This is a genomic window from Promicromonospora iranensis, from assembly GCF_028994805.1.
GTDB classification, from domain to species: Bacteria; Actinomycetota; Actinomycetes; order Actinomycetales; family Cellulomonadaceae; genus Promicromonospora; species Promicromonospora iranensis.
Genome location: NZ_JAJQQP010000011.1, coordinates 277443 through 283732 on the forward strand (window position 1 = coordinate 277443; position 6290 = coordinate 283732).

Genomic DNA, 6290 nt, shown 5'->3' on the forward strand with positions numbered 1-6290 from the left:
TGGCTAGCTCGCCCCGATCTCGAAGCGGAATCCGAGACCACGCACGGTGGAGACGTAGCGCGGTGCGTTGGCGTCGTCGCCGAGCTTGCGGCGCAGCCAGGAGACGTGCATGTCGAGGGTCTTGGTCGAGCCGACCGGGTCCGAGCCCCAGACGTCACGCATCAGCGTGTCCCGGACGACCACGGAGCCGGCGTTCTGCACGAGGACGCGCAGCAGGTCGAACTCTTTGGTGGTCAGGTGCAGCTCGCGGTCGCCCTGGAAGGCACGGTGAGCAGAGACGTCGACCCGCACGTCCTGCGCGTGCAGCTCCTCCTCCTCGCCGGTCTCGCCGTGCGAACGGCGCAGCAGCGCCCGCACCCGCGCGAGCAGCTCTGCCAGGCGGAAGGGCTTGGTGACGTAGTCGTCGGCGCCGGCGTCAAGGCCCACGACGAGGTCTACCTCGTCGGCACGGGCGGTCAGCACCAGCACGGGCACGGTGAGGCCATTGGCCCTGATCTCGCGCGCGACATCGAGCCCGTCCATGTCCGGAAGGCCCAGGTCCAGAACGACGATGTCCGCACCGGTCGAGCTCTCGATCGCACCTTTGCCGGTTCCTTGCACGACGACGTCGTATCCCTCACGGGAGAGCGCTCGTGCCAACGGCTCGGCAATGGCCGGGTCGTCCTCGGCTAGGAGTACGTGAGTCATTTCGCCATCGTAGGGCATAACCGACGCTCTGGCGCTACCCGGGCACACGCGGGACGACCGCTCTACCGAATCCTTTCGGTAGAGCTGGCCATGGCGCAAGTGCTACCACGGTATGACGCGCCCTCACAAGGGTTCAACCTACTCTGACCTGCATGGGTTGGTACGAGCGGTGGGCACGGTGGTCCGAGCGGTATCGGTTCCTCATGGACCTCGCTCTGACGGTGCTGTGCACCCTGATCGTGGTGGTGACCGCGGGGGACGCGGGCCCTTACTACCTCACCTCCATCGAGGCCGCCCTGATCTCGGCCGCGGTGGTCGCACCGCTCGCCTGGTGCCGCACCCGCCCGGTCTCCTCGTGCATCGCCGTCTTCGTGGCGTGCATGGTGCAGATGATCGGCTTCAGCGTCTCCCTGCTGCTGCCCGCCAACCTGGCCGTGCTGGTATCGATGTACTGCATCACGGTCTACGGGCCCCGCTGGGCCTACCTGATGGCGTGCGGGATGGCCGTGGTCGGCCCGCTCACCCTGGGCGCGCTGATGTGGTTCCGGATCGACGCGTCCTACGCAGCCGATCCTGCCCCGACCATCGGCATGGTCGTGCTGGTCATGACCTTGTTGGCCTGCTCGTTCGCGTTCGGCCTCGTACGCCGGTCCCGACGCACGATGCTCGTGGCCATGCGTGAGCGTGCCGAGCGCCTCGAGATCGAGCGCGACCAGCAGGCGCAGATCGCGACCGCCGCCGAGCGGTCGCGCATCGCACGCGAGATGCACGACATCGTCGCCCACTCCCTGTCGGTGGTCATCGCCCAGGCCGACGGCGGCCGGTATGCCGCGGCCTCCGACCTGGCGGCCGCCGAGCGAACCCTCGGCACCATCGCCGAGACCGGCCGCGCGGCGCTGGCCGACATGCGACGCCTGCTCGGGGTGCTGCGGGAGGACCAGCCCAGCGCCACCACGCCGCTGGGCCTGGTGGCGCCGGACGCCGCCCCCCGCCGGGGCACGACGGCGACCCGGGCACCGTCCGGCGCGAATCGTGGCGGCCTGGTGGCCGGCGCCGGCGGCACGGGAGCCACCCGGCCGGCCACCGCGCCGCCGTCGGGCGGCGCGGCGCCCTTGCGGCCCCAGCCCGACACCGGCGACATCAGCAGCCTGGTCGAGCAGGCACGCGCCGACGGCCTGCGGGTCTCGTGGGCCCGGGTCGGCGTCGAGCGGCGTCTGCCCCCCGGCGTGGGACTCACCCTGTACCGGGTGTGCCAGGAGGCGCTCACCAACGTGCGCAAGCACGCGGGACCGCGGCCCGCCGTCACCGTCCTGCTGCGCTGGGGCGAGGGCGAGGTGGAGCTGCGGGTGGAGGACGACGGCCGCGGCCTGGCCGCCGACGATTCCTCCGGCCCGGACGACCCCGTGCCCACCGCCGGGTACGGTCTGCTCGGGATGCGCGAGCGGGCCGAGATGTTCGGCGGGACGCTCACCGCCGGGCCACGCAGGGGCGGCGGATTCTCCGTGCGGTTCGTCGTGCCCATCCCGCGGGCGTCGACCGTCGTCTCGAACACGTCCCCCGACACGATGCCGGCCGCGGTGTCAGACACGATGCCCGACGCCGTCCCGGACGCGGCGCCGTACGACCTGCGCGACGACGAGCCGAAGCACATCGCCGGCTCTGGCGGTCCCGGCGCGTCGCCCGGGCCGCGTGCCGGCCACACCGGCCCCACGAACCACGCCGACCAGAACGACACACGAGGAGCACGATGACCTACGCCCCCGGCGGAACCCACGGACCGGTGCGCGTCGCGCTCGTCGACGACCAGCCGCTCGTCCGCGCGGGCCTGCGCATGGTGATCGACTCCCAGCCGGACCTGGAGGTGGTGGTCGAGGCCGACGACGGTCGCGACGCACTGCGCCGGCTGGCCGTCACGGCGTCCGACGTCGTGCTGATGGACGTGCGCATGCCCGGGATGGACGGCCTCTCCGCCACCCGTGCGCTCCTGTCCGACGGCGGCGCCGCGGCGGCGGGCGACCCCCGCGTCGTCGTGCTGACGACGTTCGACCTGGACGAGTACGTGCTCGACGCGATCCGGGCCGGGGCCAGCGGCTTCCTGCTCAAGGACGCTCAGCCGGAGGAGCTGCTGACGGCGATCCGCACCGTGCACCAGGGCGACGCGGTGATCGCCCCGTCCTCCACGCGCCGGCTCATGGAGCGGCTGGTCACGGCGCTGCCGCCCGACGAGGCGGCCGGCCCCCAGGAGGCGCTCGCCGGGCTGACCAGCCGCGAGCGCGAGGTGCTCGTGCTCATGGCACGGGGCCGGTCCAACACGGAGATCGCCGGGGACCTGTTCGTGGCCGAGGCCACGGTCAAGACACACGTGGGGCGCATCCTGTCCAAGCTCGACGCCCGCGACCGGGTGCAGGCCGTCGTCACCGCGTACGAGACCGGCCTGGTCCGTCCCGGCTCCTGACCTCGCGCGGGCCGGGTCAGACCGCCGCGAGCGCGGTGCTGACGACGATCGCGATGCCCGCTGCGGCGAGCCGGCGGGCGCTGCGCCGCATCTGGCCCAGGGCCAGCCGGGCCGTGGGGGCGGTCAGCACGCGGAGCCCTGCGGACTCGTCGGGACGTGCGCGGTGGTGTCCACGAGATCTCCTCCGAGTCGCTGTGCAGGCTGCCGCGTGCTGACCGGTACTGCTGTCGAGCTACCTCCGTCGAGCTACCTCCGTCGAGCTACTCGGCCGCGAGCGCCGCCACGGGTCGGGTGCGGACGGCGGCCCGCGCCGGCACGACCGAGGCGACCAGGCCGGCCACGAGGGCCACGCCGAGCACCACCGCGATGTCGGCCCACGGGACCACGAGCGGCACGTTGCCGATGGAGGACAGTGCCGTGGTGGCACCGGCCCAGCCGTACAGGAGGCCCAGCACGATGCCGAGCACGGCGCCGACACCGGCGATGAGCATCCCCTCGATGGCGAGCATGGTCCGCAGCTGTCCCTTCGAGAGCCCGATCGCCCGCAGCATGGCGTTCTCCCGGGTGCGCTCGATGACGGACAGCGACAGGGTGTTGGCCACGCCGATCAGGGCGATCACCACGGCGACGGCGAGCAGACCCACCACGATCCCGAGGGCCACGTCGATCACCTGCTGGTAGCTCTGCCGCTGGACCACCGCGCCGGTCACCTCCACCACCTCCTCGGTGGTGGACACCTCGTCCTGCACGGCGGCGAGCGTGTCGGCCACGTCCTGTCCCTCGGCGACGCTCGCCCAGACCCGGTTGGGCTCCAGGTCGGGGTAGATCGTCGCGAGGTCCTGCGGCACGAGGAACGCGTACGCGTACTGGGCGTCCACCGTGACGACGTCGAGAGTCGTCTCACCGCCGGGGCCGGTCAGCGCGACCTCGTCGACGCCCTCGAACCCGTAGTTCTCGGCGACCGCCTCCGGGACGACGAGCGTCCCGGGCCGCAGCGCATCGAAGTCCTGCGGGGTGTTCACCACGTCGCGCAGCTGGTCCGGGGCCACGGCGACCGCCGTGACCGCGATGTCCTCGTCGGTCGTGGTCAGCCACGCCTCGGTGACCGCGGCCGTCGACCGCAGCCCCTCGACGCTGTCGACGGCGGCGTTGACCGCACCCGGCATGGCGGCCATCTGGTCGCCGTCGTAGGTGGTGGTCGCGACGTCGACGTCGACGGGGAACTGGGCGTCGAGCTCGTTGTCCAGGGTGATGCGGGCGCTGGCGGCGCCCGTCGTCATCATGCCGACGAGGGTGACGCCGATGAGCAGCGCGGTGGAGGTGGCGGCGGTCCGGCGAGGGTTGCGGAGCGTGTTCGCCGCCGCGAGCCGGGCCGACGGTCCGGCCGCGCCCACGAGCCTGCCGATGCCGGCGGCGACCTTCGGCAGCCAGAACACCGAGCCGATGATCACGCCGATCAGCGAGATGGACCCACCACCGACGGCGGCCAGGAGGCCGACCTCGAGGGCTCCCTGCGTGCCCTGCGAGACACCCAGGGCCATCGAGGCGAAGCCACCGACGGTCATGAGCGTCGCGAGGACCGCACGGAACCTGCCGGCACCCTTGCGCAGGGTCGGTGCGTCGGTCGGTCGGAGGGCGGCCAGGGGCGCCACACGGGAGGCGGCACGCGCCGGGGCGAGGGCGGCGACGAGCGTGACGAGGATGCCGACGGCGAGCGGCGCGATGAACACGGGCGCGCTCAGGGTGATGCTCTCGGGCAGCGGCACACCGAGATCGAAGGCCGGGGCGACCATGAGGCCGCCCTGCACCAGCGCGGTGCCCAGGACGATACCGGCGAGAGACGCGAGGATGCCGAGGATCGCCGCTTCCAGGAGGACGCTGCGGTAGAGCTGGCCGGTGTCCGCACCGACGCAGCGCAGCAGGGCAAGGGTGCGGGAGCGCTGCGCCACGAGCACCTGGAAGGTGTTCGCGATGACGAGGCCTGCCACGACGAGCGCCACGGCGGCGAAGGCCATGACGAAGACGAGGAAGATCACGTCCTGGCCCCCGGACATGGTGGCCACCACCTGCTCGGCATGCTCCTCGGTGGTGGTGACTTCCGTGGCGGCGGGTACGGCGTCCGCGAGCGCGGTGCGCACCGCGTCGGCAGCGGCGGTGTCGTCGAGCGCGACGACGATCGTGCCGATGTCCGACGTCTCGGGCCCCGCCTCGTCGGTGCGCCACTGTGTGAACGTGGGCGCGCTCACGACGGCGGCACCGCCCATCGCGCTGTAGGCGTCGAACGGGTCCTGCACGAGGCCGACCACCGTCAGCTTGTCGATGACCTCCTCGCCCTCGTAGGTCTCCGAGCCGTCCTCGAGCTTCGTCGGCTCGCTGTCCATGACCCAGCGGGAGGACGAGACGTCGTCACCGAGGCCGATGCCGAGACGTGTGGCGACGTCCTCGGGCAGCGCGATCTCGTCGCCGGTCGCCGGCCATTCGCCGTCGGACAGCTCCAGCGGTGTGAGCCGCGCGTCGGACGCCCCGCCGACGACGATCTGGAAGATCGACCTTCCGGCGTGGTTGAGCTCTGTGTAGGTGGTCCCCTGGGCATCGGCGGCGGCAACGCCCTCGACTCCGCGGGCGGCCTCGACGTCGGCCTGGGTCAGCGACGCGGCGTCGTCGAAGACCACCAGGTCAGAGCTGGCGAGCCCCGCCGAGACCTGGGCGTACGTCGTCCGGGTGATGAGGTTGCCGGCGAGCAGCGTGGCGGCCACGAAGGCGGTGCCGATGGCGATGGCGATACCCGCCGACGCCAGCCGGCCCGCGCTGCGGCGCATCTGCCCCAGGGTGAGGCGGGCAGCGGGCATGGAGCTGGCCATCAGGCGCCCGCCCCGCTGGTCGCGCTGCCCGTGGCGACGTCGGGCTCGAGGGTGCGCAGAGCATCGAGACCAGCCATCGCGGACTCCGGCGTCGGGTCACTGATATCACCCGCGATCCGGCCATCAGCGATCAGCACCACACGATCCGCATACGCCGCAGCAGACGGGTCATGCGTGACCATGATGATCGTACGACCCAGCTCCCGCACCGAACGACGCAGGAACGACAACACCTCCGCACCCGAACGCGAGTCCAGGTTCCCCGTCGGCTCGTCCGCAAACACCAC

At 72.2% G+C, this 6290-nt stretch carries 4 protein-coding genes and 1 pseudogene; 2 read left to right on the forward strand and 3 right to left on the reverse strand.

Going from position 1 to position 6290, the window contains the following annotated elements; genetic code table 11:
• Positions 1-3: 3 nt before the first annotated feature.
• Positions 4-687, reverse strand: coding sequence for a response regulator transcription factor (locus LUM46_RS19690; RefSeq protein ID WP_026366105.1), 684 nt, complete (start codon positions 685-687; stop codon positions 4-6).
• 152 nt (positions 688-839) lie between these two features.
• On the opposite strand from LUM46_RS19690, the gene LUM46_RS19695 reads away from it, so the two are divergent.
• Both LUM46_RS19695 and LUM46_RS19700 read left to right on the forward strand, forming a co-directional pair.
• Positions 840-2438, forward strand: coding sequence for a sensor histidine kinase (locus LUM46_RS19695; protein WP_274996265.1), 1599 nt, complete (start codon positions 840-842; stop codon positions 2436-2438).
• Entirely contained in the window at positions 2435-3142 is a 708-nt protein-coding gene (locus tag LUM46_RS19700) for a response regulator (RefSeq protein WP_274996267.1), read from the forward strand. The genes LUM46_RS19695 and LUM46_RS19700 overlap by 4 nt, the downstream gene beginning before the upstream one ends.
• A 260-nt stretch (positions 3143-3402) precedes the next feature.
• Here the strand turns inward: LUM46_RS19700 and LUM46_RS19705 are convergent, their stop codons facing one another.
• The gene (locus LUM46_RS19705; RefSeq protein WP_274996268.1) at positions 3403-5991 is read right to left on the reverse strand and encodes an ABC transporter permease; all 2589 of its coding nucleotides are present in this window, start codon (positions 5989-5991) and stop codon (positions 3403-3405) included.
• A gap of 11 nt (positions 5992-6002) precedes the next feature.
• Positions 6003-6290, reverse strand: a pseudogene (locus tag LUM46_RS19710) (ABC transporter ATP-binding protein); the annotation flags it as partial.